Source organism: Nonomuraea sp. NPDC050783 (genome assembly GCF_040802095.1).
GTDB lineage: Bacteria > Actinomycetota > Actinomycetes > Streptosporangiales > Streptosporangiaceae > Nonomuraea.
On record NZ_JBFAHK010000020.1, the window covers coordinates 59669 to 77455 of the forward strand.

The window sequence follows — 17787 nt, forward strand, 5'->3', positions numbered from 1 at the left end:
CTCAGGACGCCGGCGGGACCGGGGTCAGCCAGTGCCGGTAGCGGTCGTCGCGGCCGTGCGTGGCGGCCTCGTAGGCGTCGGCCAGCTTGCCGGTGACCGGCCCTGGCCCGCCGAGCTCGCGCCGGTCCACCGAGCCGACGTGGACGACGCCCGCGCCGGTGCCGCACAGGAAGATCTCGTCGGCGGCGTACAGGTCGGTCCGCAGCAGGTCCTGCCGGGCGGCCGGCACGCCCAGGTCGGCGGCCAGCCGCTCGACGGTGTCCTGGGTGATGCCCTCCAGCGCGCCCGCGCTCGGCGGCGGGGTGAGCAGCCGGCCGTCGCGCACGACGAAGAGGTTGGCCCCGGTGCACTCGCTGACGTACCCGGCGGCGTTGAGCAGCACCGCCTCGTCGTAGCCGGCGTCCAGCGCCTCGTCCTTGGCCATGACCGAGTTGAGGTAGGGGCCGGTGGCCTTGGCCGCCGAGGGGGTGACCCGGTGGTCGTTGCGCTGCCAGGAGCTGGTCATGAGCCGCACCCCGGAGGTGCCGAGCAGCGGCGGCCACTCCCAGCTCGCCACGGACACCACGGTCGGGCAGCGGCGGGCGGTGATGCCCATCTCGCCGTAGCCGCGGTGCGCCAGGTGCCGGATGTAGCAGGAGGCGTGCCCGTTGGCGGCCACCGTGGCCAGCGTGGCGGCACGCAGCTCCTCCACCGTGTACGGCAGCGCCAGCCCCACCATCCGGGCGCTGCGCACCAGCCGCAGCAGGTGCTCCTCCAGCCGGAACACCGCCGGCCCGTCCGGCGTCGCGAACGCCCTGGTGCCTTCGAGCACGCCGGTGCCGTAGTGCAGGCCGTGCGTCAGTACGTGCACGCGGGCCTCGCCCCAGGGGACCAGCTCCCCGTCCATCCAGATGTACGCCGCCTCGCGCACCGCGCTCACCCTCTTCTCCAATGGCCGGCTACCGGCCAGCCATATAGTCCAATTGTCGAATAAGTGGCACAATACCTGGATAATAGTGGCATGGGAAGGGATGAAAACCTCGTCACGCTCGTCCGCGACCGCCTGCGCCTGCACCGGGGCACCCCCAGCCGCAGGCTCGCCGGCGCGCTGGCCGACCTGGCCCAGACCGGCGCGCTGGCCCCCGGCACCCGCCTGCCCTCCGAGCGCGACCTGGCCCAGGCGGTCGGCCTGAGCAGGGGCACGGTGGCGGCCGCCTTCAACGTCCTGTGCGAGGAGGGCATGTGCGAGCGGCGGCACGGCAGCGGCACGTACGTGCTGGGCACGCCCTCGTTCGGCGGCCTGCTGCGGAGCGGGGCGGTGGTGGCCGACCTGTCCACCTCGGTCGTGCCCGACCCCTCCCACCTGGTGGTGCCGCCGATCGACGCGGCCGCGCTGCTGCGCTCGCCCAGCGGCCACGGCTACGACGCCATGGGCGACCCCCGGCTGCGGGCGCTGCTGCGCGGCGGCGCGGCCTGCGCCTGGCCCGCGAGCGGGGACGGGGGCGGGGGCCGGGGCGGGAACGGGGACGACATCCTGATCACGGCCGGCGCGCAGCAGGGCATCGACCTGGCCGCCCGCGTGCTGCTGCGCCCCGGCGAGCGGGTCCTGGTCGGCGATCCGACCTACGGGGGAGCGCTGAGCGTCTTCCGCCGCGCGGGCGCGGTCGCGGTGCCGCTCGACCTGACCTCCCCGGCCGCCGTCGAGGACGCCCTGGCCCGGCACCGGCCCGCCGCCGTCCTCGTCGTCGCCGTGGACAACCCCACGGGGGCCGTACCCGACCTGCGGCACGTCGCCGAGCTGGCCGCCGCCGCGGACGTCCCGCTGGTCGAGGACCGCACGCTGGCCGCCGTCGTGTACGACGGCACGCCGCCGCCCGAGCCGCTGGCCCCGCTGCACCCGTACGGGACCGTGACGGTCGGCTCGCTGTCCAAGGTGCTGTGGGGCGGGCTGCGGGTGGGCTGGCTGGCCGCGCCCGAGCCGCTGCTGGCCCGCCTGGTGGAGGCCAAGCTCGACGCCGACCTGGCCACCGGCGCGGTGGCCCAGCGGCTGGCGGCCGACCTGCTGGAGCACAACCCGCCCGGCCCGTGGCTGGCCGAGCTGGCCCGCCGCCGCGAGCACTTCACCGCCGCCCTGGCCGCCCGCCTGCCCGCCTGGTCGTGGGAGCGGCCGGCCGGCGGCCTGTCGGTGTGGGCGCGGCTGCCGGGCACGGACACCGACCGCTTCGCCGCCGAGGCGAGGGAGGAGGGGGTGGCGGTGGCGCCCGGCTCGCTGTTCTCCCCGGACGGCCGCCACCGCGACCGGCTGCGCCTCAGCTTCGCGCTGCCCCCGGCCCTCCTGGACCGGGCGGTGGCGGGCCTGGCCCGCGCGTGGGCCGCCCGCCACCCGGACCGCCACCCGGACCGCCATCCGGACCGCCATCCGGACCGCCATCCGGACCGCCATCCGGACCGCCATCCGGACCGCCACCCGGACCGCCACCCGGGGGACCGGGAGGTCAGGTGAGGTCGAGGACGGCCTTGCCGTGCAGGCGGCGCTCCAGCAGCGCGCCGACGGCCTCGCCCGCCCGGTCCCACCCGCCGCGCCACGACACGTGCGGGTCGAGGGTGCCGTCGGCCACCCGCGCGCCGAGCCACGCCAGGTCCTGCCCGATCGGCACGCCGTCCAGCAGGTAGAAGGTGACGATCGAGCGCCCGTGCCGCCCCTGGTCGCCCTGGAACTCGTCGGCGGGGAAGTGCGCGGGCTCGCCCGAGGAGCGCCCGACGGAGACCAGCGTGCCGCCCGCCGCCAGCCCGCGGAACGCCTGCACGAGCTGCGGCCCGCCCACGCAGTCCACGACCCCGTCCAGGTGGCCCCCGGCCTGCTCGGGGGCGCTGACCACCTCGTGCGCGCCGAGCGCCCGCAGGCTGTCGCCGTGCGCGCGCGGGTCGCCGGTGGCGGCCACGACGTACGCGCCGCCGAGCCGGGCGAGCTGCACCGCGAACCGGCCGACCCCGCCCGTGGCGCCGGTGACCAGGACGCGCCTGCCGAGCACCGGCCCGATCACGCGCAGGGCGCGCAGCGCGCTGGCCCCCGCGACCGGGACGGTGCTGATCGCGCCGAGGTCGGCGCCCGCCGGCACGACGCCGAGCGCTCCGGTGTCCACGGCCCGCAGCTCGGCCCAGCCGCCGTCGGCGCCGAGGGTGACGACCAGCGTTCCCGCGGCGGGGCCCGAGCCGTCGGCGGCCGGGCGCTCGACCACCCCGGCGGCGTCCCAGCCGAGCACCGTGCCGTCCGGCGCGCCGCCGATGCCGTGCTTGACCTCGCCGGAGTTGAGCGAGACGGCGCTCACCCGGACCAGGGCCTGGTGCGGGGCGGGCTCGGGATCGGGGCTCTCGCCGAGGCGCAGGCCGGAGGCGGTGGAGTGGTCGACGAGCAGGGCACGCATGAGGGATCCCCCTTGGGACGGTGACTGACCCGTCCAGTTATGCCACTCAGTGGCATAAGCGCGCAAGTGGCATTCGCCCCCTTGCTACACTTCCCGGGTGACATTGCGCGAACGCAAGAAGCTCAGGACCCGGCAGGCACTGATCGACACGGCGCTGGAGCAGTTCACGCGCCGCGGCTTCGACGGCGTCACGCTGGACGAGCTGTGCGAGGCGGTGGAGGTGTCCAAGCGCACCTTCTTCCGCACCTTCGCCAGCAAGGAGGATGTCGCGATGGCGCCCGCGCAGGACCTGTGGGCGGCGTTCCTGGTGGAGCTGGAGTCCGCGGAGCCGGGCGGCAGGACGCTGCTGGAGCTGGCCCGCGACGCGCTGCTGGCGGGGCTGGAGCAGGTCGGGGAGGAGGGCTGGGCGGAGCGGATGTCGCTCGCCTACGCGCTCTCGCAGCGCACGCCCTCGATGGACGGCCACAACCGGCACTTCTGCGAGCGCACCACCCAGGCCGCCCTGGACATCCTGGAGCGGCGCTTCGGCCTCGGCGGCCCCGGCGACCCGCGCCCCCGCCTGGCGCTGGACATGCTGGTGGCCGCGTTCCACCAGGCGATGGCCGCCTGGACGGGCACCTCCGGCACGTCCGGCGCCCCTGGCACGTCCGGCGCCCCTGGCACGTCCGGCGTCCCCGGCACAGGTCGGGAGGGCCTGGCCGACCGGATCCGCGAGACCACGGCGGCCCTGCCCGCCGCCCTCGCCCTGACCCCGGCCGAGGGCGGCGCGGCGCGCGTCAGCTCACCTTGACCCGCACCGGCTCGCTCTCGTGGTGCAGCCGGTCGAGCGAGGTGACCAGGTAGGTGCCGGCGGCCTTGGCCGTGTAGGCCGGGCCGGCGACCACGGCGACCAGGTTGCGCGCGTCGCTCTCGTGACAGTCGTCACCGGACTTCGGCACCTGGTAGACCGCGTACGCCCGGGCCCCCTGGGAGGCCGTCCACGACACCGTGCGGCCCGCCGCCCTGGCGCCCGCCGGCTTGGCCGGGGCCCGGCCGCCGCGGTCCTTCATGAGGGGCAGCAGCGCCGGGCGGGCGTAGCCGCCCTTGACGACGCGGTCCATCGCGCCGAGCGGGTTGGCCAGCAGGTTCTTGGCGCTGAAGTAGACGTCGCCCTTGACCTCGGGGTGCTTGCGGTTGAGGGTCAGGTGCGCGGCCAGCTCGCCCGGCTTGGACCAGGACTGGTTGGCGCCGACCTGGTAGAGGGCCTGGCCGATGTACAGGTGCACGTCGCTGCCCTTGACGGCGCCCGCCCACCACGGCATCAGCTCGCGGTAGTCGGCCGCCTTGAAGCCGCGCGGCCAGTAGAGCTGCGGCATGACGTAGTCGACGGTGCCGTCCTCGATCCAGGAGCGCGCGTCGGCGTAGATCGAGTCGTAGGCGGACATGCCGGAGGTGGCGGAGCCGTCGGGGTCCTGGGCCTTGTTGCGCCAGATCCCGAACGGGCTGATGCCGAACTTCACGTGCTCCTTGCGCTCGTGGACGGCCTCGTCGACCTCGGCGACGAGCTTGTCGACGTTGCCGCGCCGCCAGTCGGCCAGCTTCTGGCCCTTGCCGTACTTTGTAAAGGCGGCCTGGTCGGCGAACGGACCGCCCTCGCCCGGGTACGGGTAGAAGTAGTCGTCGAAGTGCACGCCGTCGATGTCGTAGCGGTCGACGACGTCGGTGACGACCTTGACGACGTGCTCGCGCACCTGCGGCAGGCCGGGGTTGTAGTAGAGGCGGCCGCCGTGCTTGACGACCCAGCCGGGGTGCCGCCTGGCGGGGTGGTTGGCCGGCAGCTGGGAGACGTCCGACTCGTACGCGGCCCGGTACGGGTTGAACCAGGCGTGGAACTCCAGGTTGCGCTTGTGGGCCTCGTCGATGAGGAACGGCAGCGGGTCCCAGCCGGGGTCCTTGCCCGCCGTGCCGGTCAGGAACTTCGACCAGGGCTCCAGCGACGACTTGTAGATGGCGTCGGAGGCTGGCCTGACCTGCACAAAGACCGCGTTGAGCCGGCGCGCGACGGCGGCGTCGAGGATCTTGACGTAGTCGGCCTTCTGCCGTGCCTGCGACAGGCCGGGCTTGGCGGGCCAGTCGATGTTCATGGTGGTGGCGATCCAGACGCCGCGAAGCTGGCGCTTGGGGTAGCGGGCGTCGGGCTCGCAGGCGGCCGCGCCGGCGGCGGCGGAGGTGGCGGCGGTGGCGTTGGTCGTCTTCTTCTTGCTCGCGGCGGGGCTCTCTCCGGCTCCGGGGCCGAACAGGTAGGCGGCCGTGGTGGTGGCGACGGCGAGAGCGGCGGCGGCCAGGAGTGGGCGTCCAGTTCGCATAGTGCCACCCAGTCTGGCAGCTCAGGGCCGATGATCAGGCCAAAAGCGCCAAAGGGAATCGTGAGCTGTTCGTTATGTTTCGTTATGAAATGCCGGGAGGGACCCGATTCGCCCTCCCGGCTCCGCGGCTCGCCCGGCGCCTACGACGTGGCCGTCACCTTGCCCGCCAGGTTCGGCGGCAACGGCTCGTAGCGCAGGAAGGAACGGGTGAAGGTGCCCGTCCCGTGGGACATCGAGCGCAGGTCGATGGCGTAGCGGGTGATCTCCAGCTCGGGCACCTCGGCCCGTACCAGCGTGCGCCCGGTGCCGACCGGCTCGGTGCCGAGCACCCGGCCGCGCCGCGACGACAGGTCGGACATCACCGAGCCCACGTAGTCGTCGGCCACCAGCACCGACAGCTCGTCCACCGGCTCCAGCAGCAGCGTCGGCACCTTCGACGCCGCCTCCTTCAGCGCGAGCTGGCCGGCGATCTGGAAGGCCATGTCGGAGGAGTCCACCGAGTGGGCCTTGCCGTCGTAGAGCGTGACGCGCACGTCCACCACCGGGTAGCCGGCCACGACGCCGCGCTCCATCTGCGCCCGCACGCCCTTCTCCACCGACGGGATGAACTGCCGCGGCACCACGCCGCCCACGATCTTGTCCACGAACTCGAACCCGCCGCCGGAGGGCAGGGGCTCGATCTCGATGTGGCAGATGGCGTACTGGCCGTGGCCGCCGGTCTGCTTGACGTTGCGGCCCATCGCCTGGCACCGGCCGCCGAACGTCTCGCGCAGCGGCACCCGCAGCTCGATGCGCTCGACCTCGACGCCGTACCGCTTGGACAGCCGGTCCAGCAGCACGTCGGTGTGCGCCTCGCCCATGCACCACAGGACGAGCTGCTTGGTCTCGGCGTTGTTCTCCAGCCGCAGCGTCGGGTCCTCCGCCACCAGCCGGGCCAGGGCCTGCGACAGCTTGTCCTCGTCGGCCTTGGACCTGGCCCTGATCGCCACCGGCAGCAGCGGGTCGGGCATGGTCCAGGAGGTCATGCACATCGGCCGCTCGACGTCGGAGAGCGTGTCGCCGGTCTCGGCGCGCGCCAGCTTGGCCACCGCCACGATGTCGCCCGCGACGCCCTTGCCGATCGGGCGCTGCTGCTTGCCCAGGGGGCAGGAGAGCGTGCCGATGCGCTCGTCCACGTCGTGGTCCTCGTGCCCGCGGTCGGCCAGGCCGTGGCCGGAGACGTGCACGGTCATGTCCGGGCGCAGGGTGCCGGAGAAGACGCGGACCAGGCTGATGCGGCCCACGTACGGGTCGCTGGTGGTCTTGACGACCTCGGCCACCAGGGGGCCGTCGGGATCGCAGGAGACGCCCTGGACCGGCCTGCCGGACAGGTCGGTGATCTCCGGCATCGGGTGCTCCAGCGGCGAGGGGAAACCCTGCGTGATCACTTCGAGCACCTCGTGCGTGCCGACGCCCATCCCGCTGCACAGCACCGGGTAGAAGCTGCCGCGCGCGACGGCCTTCTCCAGGTCCTCGATGAGGACCTTGACGTCGATCGGCTCACCCTCGAGGTAGCGCTCCATGAGCGACTCGTCCTCGCTCTCCTGGATGATGCCCTCGATGAGCCCGCTGCGGTGCTCCTCGATCTGCGCCTCGTAGTCGGCGCCGGGGTCCTTCTCGGTACGGTCGCCGGTGGCGTAGTTGTAGAACTTCTGCGTCAGCAGCCCGATCAGCCCGTTGACGTGGCCGTTGGTGATGACCGGCAGGTAGAGGGGCGCCACTCCGTCGCCGAAGATCTCCTGGCAGGTGGCCAGCACCTCCTCGAAGTTCGCGCGCTGGTGGTCGATCTTGGTGATGACGACCGCGCGGGGCATGCCGACCTGGGCGCACTCCTCCCAGAGCATCTGGGTGAGCCCGTCGATCCCGTCGGAGGCCGACACGACGAACAGCGCGGCGTCGGCCGCGCGCAGCCCGGCCCGCAGGTCGCCGACGAAGTCGGCGTAGCCGGGGGTGTCGATCAGATTGATCTTGATGCCGTTGTGCGTCACCGGAGCCACGGCCAGGTTGACCGACCGCTGCTGCCGGACCTCGACCTCGTCATGGTCGCTGACGGTGGTGCCGTCCTCCACCCGCCCCGGGCGCTGAATGGTGCCCGTGGCGGCCAGCAGCTGCTCGACGAGGGTCGTCTTACCCGCTCCTGAGTGGCCGACCAGCACGACATTGCGTATCGCATCCGCCCTGTCGGCCGCGGGTGCCCTGCCCGCGGCTCCCACGGCGTTGCCCGAGTTCCTCTCCGCCACATTCGCCTCCCGCGCGTCGATGACCGTGCCGACACCGCGCCCCGCGGAGGTACTGGGAACCGCATGGACGCGGTGTGTTCACCAAATACCCGTGTGGCGGATATCACAAGGGGTGCGGGGCAAAGAAACCGGCGTGCTCTCCGATGGCCTACGATCGGACGGCGATGCTCAAACTCCTGCGCCCGGCCGTGACCCGGATACTCACCCCGCTGGGCAGGGCCCTCGTGAGCCGCGGGATCGGCCCGGACGCCGTCACGGCGATCGGCACCCTCGGCACGGTCGTGGCCGCCCTGACCTTCTTCCCCCTGGGGCTGCTGTCCTGGGGCGCCCTCGTGATCACGCTTTTCGTGCTGTTCGACCTGCTCGACGGGGTGGTCGCCCGGCTCGGCGGCAACGGGGGCAGCACCTGGGGGGCGTTCCTCGACTCGACGCTCGACCGGGTCGCCGACGCCGCCATCTTCGCCGGCCTGATCTTGTATTTCATCTCCGAAGGCGACACGCTGATGGCTGCGGTGACGCTGGCCTGCCTGGCCGCCGGCGCCCTGGTCTCCTACGCCAAGGCCAGGGCCGAGGGGCTCGGGCTCACGGCCGACGTCGGGCTGGCCGAGCGGCCGGAGCGGCTGGTCGTGGCGCTGGTCGCGGCATTCTTCGCGGGGCTCGGGGTGCCGTACGTGCTGGCGGCGGGGATGTGGCTGCTGGCGGCCGCCAGCGTGATCACCGTGGGACAGCGGGTGTGGCACGTGTACGAGCAGGCGAGGGAGAGATGAGCGGGAAGACGTCGTTCGGCGACCGCGTGGTGGCCGCGGGCTTCGCGGCCGGCTGGAAGCTCGTGCCGTCACTGCCCGAGCGCCCCACGGCGGCCGCCTTCCGCGCGCTGGCCGACCGGGTGTGGGCCAGGCGCGGCAGGTCGGTGCTGCGGCTGGAGTCCAACCTGGCCAGGGTGACCGGCCTGGAGCCGGGCAGCCGCGAGCTGCGGGAGCTGACCAGGGCGGGCATGCGCTCGTACTTCCGCTACTTCCACGAGATCTTCCGGCTGCCGCGGATGGACGGCGCGGAGATCGTGCGCCGCACCCGCGTCACCGGGGCCGAGCACATCCACGACACGGTGGCGGCCGGCCGGGGCGTGGTGCTGGCGCTGCCGCACATGGGCAACTGGGACCAGGCGGGCGCGTGGCTGGTCAACGTGGGCCACCCGTTCACCACCGTGGCCGAGCGGCTCAAGCCCGAGTCGCTGTTCCGCCGCTACGTCGCCTTCCGCGAGGGCCTGGGCATGGAGGTGCTGCCGCTGACCGGCGGCGACGGCCACAACTTCGCCATCCTGGCCCAGCGGGTGCGCAAGGGCGGCGTGGTGTGCCTGCCCGCCGAGCGCGACCTCACCAGGACCGGCGTGGAGGTGCGCTTCTTCGGCGCGACCACCAAGATGCCGGCCGGGCCGTCGCTGCTGGCCGTCCAGACGGGGGCGGCGCTGCTGCCGGCCGTCATCTACTTCGACGGCGACGGCTGGGGCATCGACATCCATGAGGAGCTGCCGGTGCCCGCCGAGGGCACCCGCCAGGAGAAGGTCGCCGTCCTGGCCCAGGGGCTGGCGGACGTGTTCGAGAAGGGCATCGCCGAGCACCCGGAGGACTGGCACATGTTGCAGCGGCTCTGGCTGGAAGACCTCCGGCGATGAGGGTCGGCATCGTCTGCCCCTACTCCTGGGACATGCCGGGCGGCGTCAAGCAGCACATCGACGACCTGGCCCAGGCGCTGATGGCCCAGGGGCACGAGGTCTCGGTGATCGCCCCGGCGGCCGACGACGACGAGCTGCCGCCCTACGTGACGGGGGCGGGCCGGGCGGTGCCCGTGCCCTACAACGGGTCGGTGGCCCGGATGTCGTTCGGCTTCCTGTCGGCGGCGCGGGTGCGGCGGTGGGTGCGCACCGGCGAGTTCGAGGTGCTGCACATCCACGAGCCGCTGATCCCGAGCCTGGGCGTGCTGGCCTGCTGGGCGGCCAGGGGGCCGATCGTGGCCACCTTCCACGCCTCGTTCTCCCGCTCGCGGGCGATCGCGGTGGCCGAGCCGCTGCTGCGCAGCGCGCTGGAGAAGCTCAGCGGCCGCATCGCGGTCTCCGACGCGGCCCGCAAGAGCCTGGTCGAGCAGTTCGGCGGCGACGCGGTGCTCATCCCCAACGGGGTGACCGTCGCCCGCTACGCGCAGGCCGAGCCGCTGGACGGGTGGGGCCCCGACGGCCAGACCATCGGCTTCCTGGGCCGCATGGACGAGGAGCGCAAGGGCCTGCCGATCCTGCTGGAGGCGTTCGCGACGCTGGCGGCCGAGCGGCCGGGGGTGAAGCTGCTCGTCGCCGGGCCCGGCGACGAGAAGGACGTCTACGAGCGGGTGCCGGCCCGCTTCCACGACCGGGTGACGGTGCTGGGCATGGTGAGCGAGACCGACAAGATCCGCGCCTACCACTCGGTGGACGTGTTCTGCGCCCCCAACACCCGGGGCGAGAGCTTCGGCATCGTGCTGGCCGAGGCCATGTCGTCCGGGGCGACCGTGCTGGCCAGCGACATCCCGGCCTTCCGCAAGGTGCTCGGCGACGGGCAGGCGGGCGCGTTGTTCGCCAACGGCGACGCGGCCTCGCTGGCACGGGAGGCGGCGGCGCTGCTCGACGCGCCGGAGCGCCGGGCCAAGCTGGCCGGGGAGGCGCTGCTGGCGGTCAGGAAGTACGACTGGTCCACGGTGGCGCGCGACGTGGTGCGCGTCTACGAGACGGTGACCGCGGCGGGCGCGGGCCGGGTGGAGGAAGACCTGTGACGTCCACCATGATCGTGCTGGTCGCCGGCCTCGTCGTGGTGCTGCTGGCGGTGTACGTCTCCTGGCGCGCCGGCCGCCTCGACCGCCTGCACATCCGCCTGGAGCTGGCCCGCGAGGCGATGGACGCGGCACTGACCCGGCGCCGGGCGGTGGTGCTGGAGCTGGCCGGCTCGCGCCTGCTCGACCCGGCCACCTCGCTGGTGCTGGCCGCCGCGGCGCACGAGGCCAGGATCGCCGGCCCCGAGGAGCGCGAGCACGCCGAGAGCGACCTGTCGCGGGCGCTGCGGGCGGCCGTGGACCAGGAGCGCTTCAGGGAGAAGCTGGCCGAGACGCCCGGCGGCGCCGACCTGCTGGAGGAGCTGGACGCGGCGGTGGCCAAGGTGGTCTACGCGCGCCGCTTCTACAACAACGCGGTGGCGGTCACGCGCGCGGCGCAGCGCCGCTGGCTGGCCAGGACGCTGCGGCTGGCCGGGCACACCGACTACCCCGAATTCTTCGAGATCGATGACAATCCACCCGCGACCATGGCAACTGAATGACCTGGTTTGACGGAAAGCAGTAAGCTCATGCCGTTTTACCAGGCATGGGAGCGAGGAGTGTTCGACGTGCGGCTACCCCGGATGATCTCGGTCACGCTGGCCGGAGCGGCCGTGCTGCTGCCCCTGGCGGCCTGCTCCAGCGACGAGCCCGCCGCCGGCCAGGCACCCGAGACCGCCACCTCGGCGCCCAGCGAGGAGCAGCCGGCGGAGGAGGCGCCCGCGCACCCCTTCACCGGCAAGCCGTACGACGCACTCAGGCCGGTGCTCGCGGTGAAGATCGAGAACACCGCGGCGGGCAAGCCGCAGCTCGGGCTCAAGAGCGCCGACATCGTCTACGTCGAGCAGGTCGAGGCCGGGCTGACCCGGCTCATGGCGATCTTCTCCTCCAAGCTGCCTCCCAAGGTGGGCCCGGTACGCAGCGCCCGCATCTCCGACCTGCACATCGCGCCGATGTTCGGCAAGCCCGCCTTCGCGTACTCGGGCGTGCAGACCAAGATGTTGCCGTTCGTCGCCGAGGCGTCGCTGTTCGACGTCGGCGACACCCGCAACCCCGGTGCGTACTTCCGCCAGCCGGGCCGCTTCGCCCCCTACAACCTGTTCGCCACCACCAAACAACTGCTGGCCAAGGCCCCCAAGGCGAGCAAGGCCAAGGACATCGGCTTCACCTTCGGCGAGGCGCCGGCCGAGGGCGGCGTGGAGCGCACGTCCTACACGGTGCGCTGGCCCGCCGCGCGTTTCACCTTCACCTGGAACGAGCAGCGCAAGCAGTGGATGATCTGGCAGGACGGCAAGAAGGACATGGCCGCCGAGGGCGGGCAGCTCGGCGCGCCCACCGTCGTGGTCCAGTACACCAAGACCGAGCGCTCGCAGTTCCACGACAAGAACCAGAGCTACACGCCGCTGGTGCACACCACCGGCAAGGGCTCGGCGGTCGTGCTGCGCGACGGTAAAGCTTACAAAGCACGCTGGGAACGGGAATCGGAGACCTCCGGTACGACGTTCACCACGGAGAGCGGCGAGCCGATGAACTTCGCGCCCGGCCAGGTCTGGGTGGCGCTCGCCAGCCGCAAGCCCGTCATCCCTTAGGCATCCCTTAGGCGCCTGCTTGTACAACAAGGGCGGCGAATCCTGACATCTTGGCATGTCGGGGGAGGGGTCCTCCAGGACCTACGATGGGCTTGACAACATACCGATCCGCCGTGAGAGCCCGTGAGGATGACCGTGTCCAGCAGCACGCCAGAAAGCACCCCCGTCACCGGAACCGCCCGCGTCAAGCGCGGCATGGCCGAGATGCTCAAGGGCGGCGTCATCATGGACGTCGTCACCCCTGAGCAGGCCAAGATCGCTGAGGACGCCGGCGCGGTCGCCGTCATGGCCCTTGAACGTGTGCCGGCCGACATCCGTGCCCAGGGTGGCGTGTCCCGGATGAGCGACCCCGACATGATCGAGGGCATCATCAACGCCGTGTCGATCCCGGTGATGGCCAAGGCCCGCATCGGCCACTTCGTCGAGGCGCAGGTGCTGCAGTCGCTGGGCGTCGACTACGTCGACGAGTCCGAGGTGCTGAGCCCCGCCGACTACGCCAACCACATCGACAAGTGGCAGTTCACCGTGCCGTTCGTCTGCGGCGCCACCAACCTCGGCGAGGCCCTGCGCCGCATCACCGAGGGCGCCGCCATGATCCGCTCCAAGGGCGAGGCCGGCACCGGCGACGTCTCCAATGCCGTCACCCACATGCGCACGATCCGCGCCGAGCTCAAGCGGCTCACCTCGCTGCCCGAGGACGAGCTGTACGTCGCGGCCAAGGAGCTGCAGGCCCCCTACGAGCTGGTCGCCGAGGTCGCCAGGAGCGGCAAGCTGCCGGTCGTGCTGTTCACCGCGGGCGGCATCGCCACCCCGGCCGACGCCGCGATGATGATGCAGCTCGGCGCCGAGGGCGTGTTCGTCGGCTCGGGCATCTTCAAGTCGGGCGACCCGGCCAAGCGGGCGGCGGCCATCGTCAAGGCCACCACCTTCCACGACGACCCCGACGTCATCGCCAAGGTCTCGCGCGGCCTGGGCGAGGCGATGGTCGGCATCAACGTCGACGAGATCCCGCAGCCGCACCGCCTGGCCGAGCGCGGCTGGTAACGATCGCCGGCGCGTCGTCGCAGGTCACCGGGGCACTTGCGGATTACGATCCGGAGGAGCGGGGGCGACGGCGCTGACATGGATCTGCGATCAAGGCGGCATCCGCGAAGGATGCCGCCTTTTCGTGTTGTGTGGCGTTTACCGAGCAGTCATGATGCTGAGTCAGGCTACGGGCGACCCTCAGCCGTGATCGTCCCAGGAGCGCCACATGTCCCAGCTCAACCGCAGGCACTTCCTCGTCACCGGTTTAGCGGCCGGCGCCGGCGCGGCCGTCCCCGGGGCCGTCCCAGGGGTGGCCCACGCCGACGGCGGCCCGGTGGCCGCCGCCGGGCGATCGCTCGCCCCGCGCGAGCTGCGCGCCGACCCGTTCACGCTCGGCGTGGCCTCCGGCGACCCCGACCACGAGGGCTTCGTGCTGTGGACCAGGCTCGCCCAGGAGCCGCTGGCCGAGGACGGCCTCGGCGGCATGCCGCAGCGGCCGTTCACCGTGCACTGGCAGGTCTACGCCGACGAGCGGCTGCGCCGGGTGGTGCGCGCCGGCGTCGCCACGGCCGCGCCGGAGTGGGGCCACAGCGTCCACGTCGAGGTGGACCGGCTGCCCGCCGACCGCGAGTACTGGTACCGCTTCCGCGTCGGCCCGTACGTCTCGCCGGCCGGCCGCGCCCGCACCGCCCCGCACCCGCTGTCCTACGGCGGCGCGCTGTCCATGGCGTTCGTCTCCTGCGCCCAGTACGAGCACGGCTACTTCACCTCCTACCGCAGGCTCGCCGAGGAGCACCCCGACCTGGTCCTGCACCTGGGCGACTACCAGTACGAGTACACCAGGGACACCTACACCATCCCCGGCGGCAACGTCCGCGACCACGAGGGCCCCGAGACCGAGACCCTGGCGAACTACCGCCAGCGCCACGCCCAGTACAAGACCGACCCCGACCTGCAGGCCGCCCACGCCGCCGCGCCCTGGCTGGTCGTCTGGGACGACCACGAGGTGGACAACAACTGGGCCGGCGAGGTGCCCGAGAAGCCGGAGATCCCGCAGCCGGACTTCCCGGCCCGCCGCGCGGCCGCCTTCCGCGCGTACTACGAGAACATGCCGCTGCGCCGCACCTCGATCCCGCGCGGCGTCGGCATGCAGCTCTACCGGCGGGTGCGCTGGGGCCGGATGGCCACCTTCCACATGCTCGACACCCGCCAGTACCGCGACGACCAGAGCTGCGGCGACGGCTACCGGAACTGCCCGGCCGCCGCGGACCCCGCCCGCTCCATCACCGGCGCCGAGCAGGAGTCCTGGCTGCTGGACGGCTTCCGCCACTCCCGGGCGCAGTGGGACATCCTGGGCCAGCAGGTCTTCTTCGCCCAGCGCGACAGCGACGCCGGCCCCCTCAAGGTCACCAGCATGGACGCCTGGGACGGCTACGTGGCCTCCCGGCAGCGCATCACGCAGGGCTGGGTGGACGCCGGGGTGCGCAACGCCGTCGTGCTGACCGGCGACGTGCACGCCCACTGGGCCGGCGACCTCAAGCTGGACTACGACGACCCGACCGGGCCGTCCGTGGGCTCGGAGCTGGTCACCACCTCGATCTCCACCACGGGCGACGGCGCCGACTCCGACCCGGCGGCGCACCCGTTCCTGGCGATCAACCCGCACCTGAAGTTCTACAACAACCAGCGCGGCTACGTGCTCACCACGATCGAGCGCGACCAGTTGACCGCCGACTTCAAGGTCGTGCCCCTGGTCACCGAGCCGGGGGCGGAGGTCCACACCCGGGCCACGTTCGTGATCGAGGACCGCGTCCCCGGGGTGCAGGAGACCTACCTGCGGCCGCTCGACCCGGCCATGCGCGCCCAGCAGCAGATCACCGCCGAGGACACGGTCCGGCAGGAGACCGAGCGCCCGTAGACCCCAGGGGTGCCGGAATATTAGCCCAGCTAAGTTAGTTGGGCTAAGTATGAAGGACGATCCCGCCGGCCTGGCGGAACAGGTCTCGTCGGTGCTGCGCCACCTGGTCTTCCTCCTGCGGCGCACGGTCGCAGGCCAGCCGGTCACCAGCCAGCAGTACGGCGTGCTCGGCTCGCTGGAGCACGGCGCCCGCCGCATGACCGAGCTGGCCGAGGAGCACGGCGTCCAGCTGCCCACCATGACCGTCCAGATCAACCGGCTGGAGGACGCGGGCCTGGTCGCGCGGGGCACCGACCCCGCCGACGCCCGCGTCAGGACGGTCGAGCTGACCGGCGAGGGCCGCGTGCGGCTGCGTGCCGTCCGCGAGGCCAGGATCGCCCGCCTCACCGAGGAGCTGGCGGCGCTCACCGACGAGGAGCGCGCCGCCCTCGCGGCGGCGCTGCCCGTCCTGGCCAAGCTCGGCCGCAGCTAGACCCGTAGTTCAGAAGGAGCACCATGCACACCGGCACCAAGACCGGCGGGGGGATCCTGCGTCAGCCGATGTCCGTCTGGGCCACCGCGTTCGCCGCGGTCGTGGCCTTCATGGGCATCGGCCTCGTCGATCCCATCCTGCCCAGCATCGCCCAGGGGCTGAAGGCCACGCCCAGCCAGGTGTCCCTGCTGTTCACCAGCTACTTCCTGGTGACCGCGGTGGCCATGCTGATCACCGGCTGGGTCTCCAGCCGCATCGGCGGCAAGCGGACGCTGCTGGCCGGACTGGCGCTGGTGATCGTGTTCGCCGCGCTCGCCGGCACCTCCACCAGCGTCGCCGAGCTCGTCGGCTTCCGCGCCGGCTGGGGCCTCGGCAACGCGCTGTTCGTGGCCACCGCGCTGGCCGTCATCGTCGGCGCCGCCAGCGGCGGCGCGGAGTCGGCCATCATCCTGTACGAGGCCGCGCTCGGCCTCGGCATCTCCGCCGGGCCGCTGGCCGGCGCGCTGCTCGGCGACTGGAACTGGCGGGCCCCGTTCTTCGGCACCGCCACGCTCATGGCCGTCGGCTTCGTCCTCGTCGTGACGCTGCTCAAGGCCACCCCCAGACCGGCCACCAGGACCGCGCTGAGCGCCCCCATCCGGGCCCTGGCGCACGGCGGCCTGTCCACCACCGCGTTCACCGCGCTGTTCTACAACTTCGCCTTCTTCACCGTGCTCGCCTTCACCCCGTTCATCCTCGGCATGTCGCCGTACGGGATCGGCGCGGTCTTCTTCGGCTGGGGCGTCTGCGTGGCGCTGGCCTCGGTCTTCGGCGCGCCGCCGCTCCAGCGCCGGATCGGCTCGGTCGGCGTGCTGCACCTGTCGCTGGCGGCGCTCGCCGTGCTACAGGCCGGCATCGCCGTGTTCGCGGGCACCGGCATCCACGCCGGGCTCGTCGCGTGCACCGTCCTGACCGGCGTGCCCATCGGGCTGAACAACACCGTCTTCACCGAGTCGGCCATGGAGGTCTCCGACGCGCCGCGGCCCGTCGCCTCCGCGGGCTACAACTTCGTACGCTGGATGGGCGGCGCGCTGGCCCCGTTCGTCGCCACCGAGCTGGGCGAGAAGATCGGGCCCGCGGTGCCGTACACGGTGGGCGCGATCTGCTGCTTCGCCGGCATGGGCGTGCTGTACCTGCGCCGCCACCACCTGCGCTCCCTGGACCGCGTGGACGCCGGCCACCACCTGCGCGACGCCGAGGCCGTCCCCGCCCGCTGAGCACCGGACCGGCCCCGTAGGAAGATCCGGGGCCATCCTGGTGTTGAATATGCGAACCCGCATCCCGGACGGAAGGATCGACTGTGCCCACGATCGGTGTACTCGCTCTCCAGGGTGACGTGCGCGAGCACCTGCGCATGCTTCAGGAGGCAGGCGCCTCGGCCGTCGCCGTGCGCCGGCCCGCCGAGCTGGACGCGGTCGACGCCCTCGTCATCCCCGGCGGCGAGTCCACCACCATGTGGAAGCTCGCCGACACCTTCGAGCTGCTGGAGCCGCTGCGCCTGCGGATCAAGGAGGGCCTGCCCGCCTACGGCTCCTGCGCCGGCATGATCATGCTGTCCGACCGGATCGAGGACGGCATCGCCGGGCAGCAGACGATCGGCGGCATCGACATGGTGGTCAGGCGCAACGCGTTCGGCCGCCAGGTGGACTCGTTCGAGGCGGACCTGGACTTCGCGGGGGAGCACGTCCACGCCGTCTTCATCCGCGCCCCCTGGGTCGAATCCGTCGGCGGTGACGTCGAGGTGCTGGCCATGTGCGAGCCTGGGGATAGGATCGTCGCGGTCCGTCAAGGTCCGTTGCTCGCGACGTCGTTCCACCCCGAGCTCACCGGGGACACGCGCGTGCACCGTTACTTCGTAGACATGGTTAGGGAGCTCTAAG

16 protein-coding genes are annotated in these 17787 nt (G+C 72.6%); 12 read left to right on the forward strand and 4 right to left on the reverse strand.

Going from position 1 to position 17787, the window contains the following annotated elements; genetic code table 11:
* Position 1 precedes the first annotated feature (1 nt).
* Positions 2 to 919 (reverse strand): branched-chain amino acid transaminase, encoded by a 918-nt coding sequence (locus AB0H75_RS38380; RefSeq protein WP_367804623.1) that lies wholly within the window; start codon positions 917 to 919, stop codon positions 2 to 4.
* A gap of 81 nt (positions 920 to 1000) precedes the next feature.
* Here AB0H75_RS38380 and AB0H75_RS38385 point away from each other — a divergent pair, with 81 nt between their 5' ends.
* A complete protein-coding gene (locus tag AB0H75_RS38385; protein ID WP_367804625.1) occupies positions 1001 to 2482 on the forward strand; it encodes a PLP-dependent aminotransferase family protein in 1482 nt (493 codons plus the stop codon).
* Here the strand turns inward: AB0H75_RS38385 and AB0H75_RS38390 are convergent.
* The gene (locus AB0H75_RS38390) at positions 2475 to 3404 is read right to left on the reverse strand and encodes a zinc-binding dehydrogenase (protein WP_367804627.1); all 930 of its coding nucleotides are present in this window, start codon (positions 3402 to 3404) and stop codon (positions 2475 to 2477) included. The genes AB0H75_RS38385 and AB0H75_RS38390 overlap by 8 nt on opposite strands.
* Positions 3405 to 3501: 97 nt before the next feature.
* Between AB0H75_RS38390 and AB0H75_RS38395 the strand changes: the two genes are divergently transcribed.
* Positions 3502 to 4194: a TetR/AcrR family transcriptional regulator gene (locus tag AB0H75_RS38395; RefSeq protein WP_367804629.1), complete on the forward strand. Its 693-nt coding sequence runs from the start codon at positions 3502 to 3504 to the stop codon at positions 4192 to 4194.
* On the opposite strand, the gene AB0H75_RS38400 is transcribed toward AB0H75_RS38395, so the two are convergent.
* Together AB0H75_RS38400 and AB0H75_RS38405 are read right to left on the reverse strand one after the other, a co-directional pair.
* Entirely contained in the window at positions 4181 to 5749 is a 1569-nt protein-coding gene (locus tag AB0H75_RS38400) for a glycoside hydrolase family 10 protein (RefSeq protein ID WP_367804631.1), read from the reverse strand. The two genes, AB0H75_RS38395 and AB0H75_RS38400, sit on opposite strands and share 14 nt — an antisense overlap.
* Positions 5750 to 5889: 140 nt before the next feature.
* Positions 5890 to 8028, reverse strand: coding sequence for an elongation factor G-like protein EF-G2 (locus AB0H75_RS38405; protein WP_367804633.1), 2139 nt, complete (start codon positions 8026 to 8028; stop codon positions 5890 to 5892).
* A 164-nt stretch (positions 8029 to 8192) separates the two neighbouring features.
* On the opposite strand from AB0H75_RS38405, the gene pgsA reads away from it, so the two are divergent.
* From pgsA to pdxT, 10 genes are all read left to right on the forward strand, one after another.
* Positions 8193 to 8795 carry a phosphatidylinositol phosphate synthase gene (gene pgsA / locus AB0H75_RS38410; RefSeq protein WP_367804635.1) on the forward strand — a complete coding sequence of 201 codons (603 nt, stop codon included), beginning with the start codon at positions 8193 to 8195 and terminating at the stop codon, positions 8793 to 8795.
* On the forward strand, positions 8792 to 9700 hold the full coding sequence (locus AB0H75_RS38415) for a phosphatidylinositol mannoside acyltransferase (RefSeq protein ID WP_367804637.1): 909 nt from the start codon (positions 8792 to 8794) through the stop codon (positions 9698 to 9700). Before pgsA ends, AB0H75_RS38415 begins: the two co-directional genes overlap by 4 nt.
* Positions 9697 to 10827, forward strand: a complete 1131-nt coding sequence (locus tag AB0H75_RS38420; RefSeq protein ID WP_367804639.1) for a glycosyltransferase family 4 protein — start codon at positions 9697 to 9699, stop codon at positions 10825 to 10827. Before AB0H75_RS38415 ends, AB0H75_RS38420 begins: the two co-directional genes overlap by 4 nt.
* Positions 10824 to 11366: a hypothetical protein gene (locus AB0H75_RS38425; RefSeq protein ID WP_367804641.1), complete on the forward strand. Its 543-nt coding sequence runs from the start codon at positions 10824 to 10826 to the stop codon at positions 11364 to 11366. The genes AB0H75_RS38420 and AB0H75_RS38425 overlap by 4 nt, the downstream gene beginning before the upstream one ends.
* A 66-nt stretch (positions 11367 to 11432) precedes the next feature.
* Entirely contained in the window at positions 11433 to 12452 is a 1020-nt protein-coding gene (locus AB0H75_RS38430; RefSeq protein WP_367804643.1) for a DUF3048 domain-containing protein, read from the forward strand.
* 129 nt (positions 12453 to 12581) lie between these two features.
* On the forward strand, positions 12582 to 13496 hold the full coding sequence (gene pdxS / locus AB0H75_RS38435; RefSeq protein ID WP_367804790.1) for a pyridoxal 5'-phosphate synthase lyase subunit PdxS: 915 nt from the start codon (positions 12582 to 12584) through the stop codon (positions 13494 to 13496).
* 208 nt (positions 13497 to 13704) lie between these two features.
* Positions 13705 to 15396, forward strand: coding sequence for an alkaline phosphatase (locus tag AB0H75_RS38440; protein WP_367804645.1), 1692 nt, complete (start codon positions 13705 to 13707; stop codon positions 15394 to 15396).
* 49 nt (positions 15397 to 15445) lie between these two features.
* A complete protein-coding gene (locus tag AB0H75_RS38445) occupies positions 15446 to 15868 on the forward strand; it encodes a MarR family winged helix-turn-helix transcriptional regulator (protein WP_367804647.1) in 423 nt (140 codons plus the stop codon).
* Between the two features lie 23 nt (positions 15869 to 15891).
* Complete coding sequence (locus AB0H75_RS38450) at positions 15892 to 17124, forward strand: MFS transporter (protein ID WP_367804649.1); 1233 nt, start codon at positions 15892 to 15894, stop codon at positions 17122 to 17124.
* Between the two features lie 83 nt (positions 17125 to 17207).
* Positions 17208 to 17786 carry a pyridoxal 5'-phosphate synthase glutaminase subunit PdxT gene (pdxT, locus tag AB0H75_RS38455; protein ID WP_367804651.1) on the forward strand — a complete coding sequence of 193 codons (579 nt, stop codon included), beginning with the start codon at positions 17208 to 17210 and terminating at the stop codon, positions 17784 to 17786.
* Position 17787 lies beyond the last annotated feature (1 nt).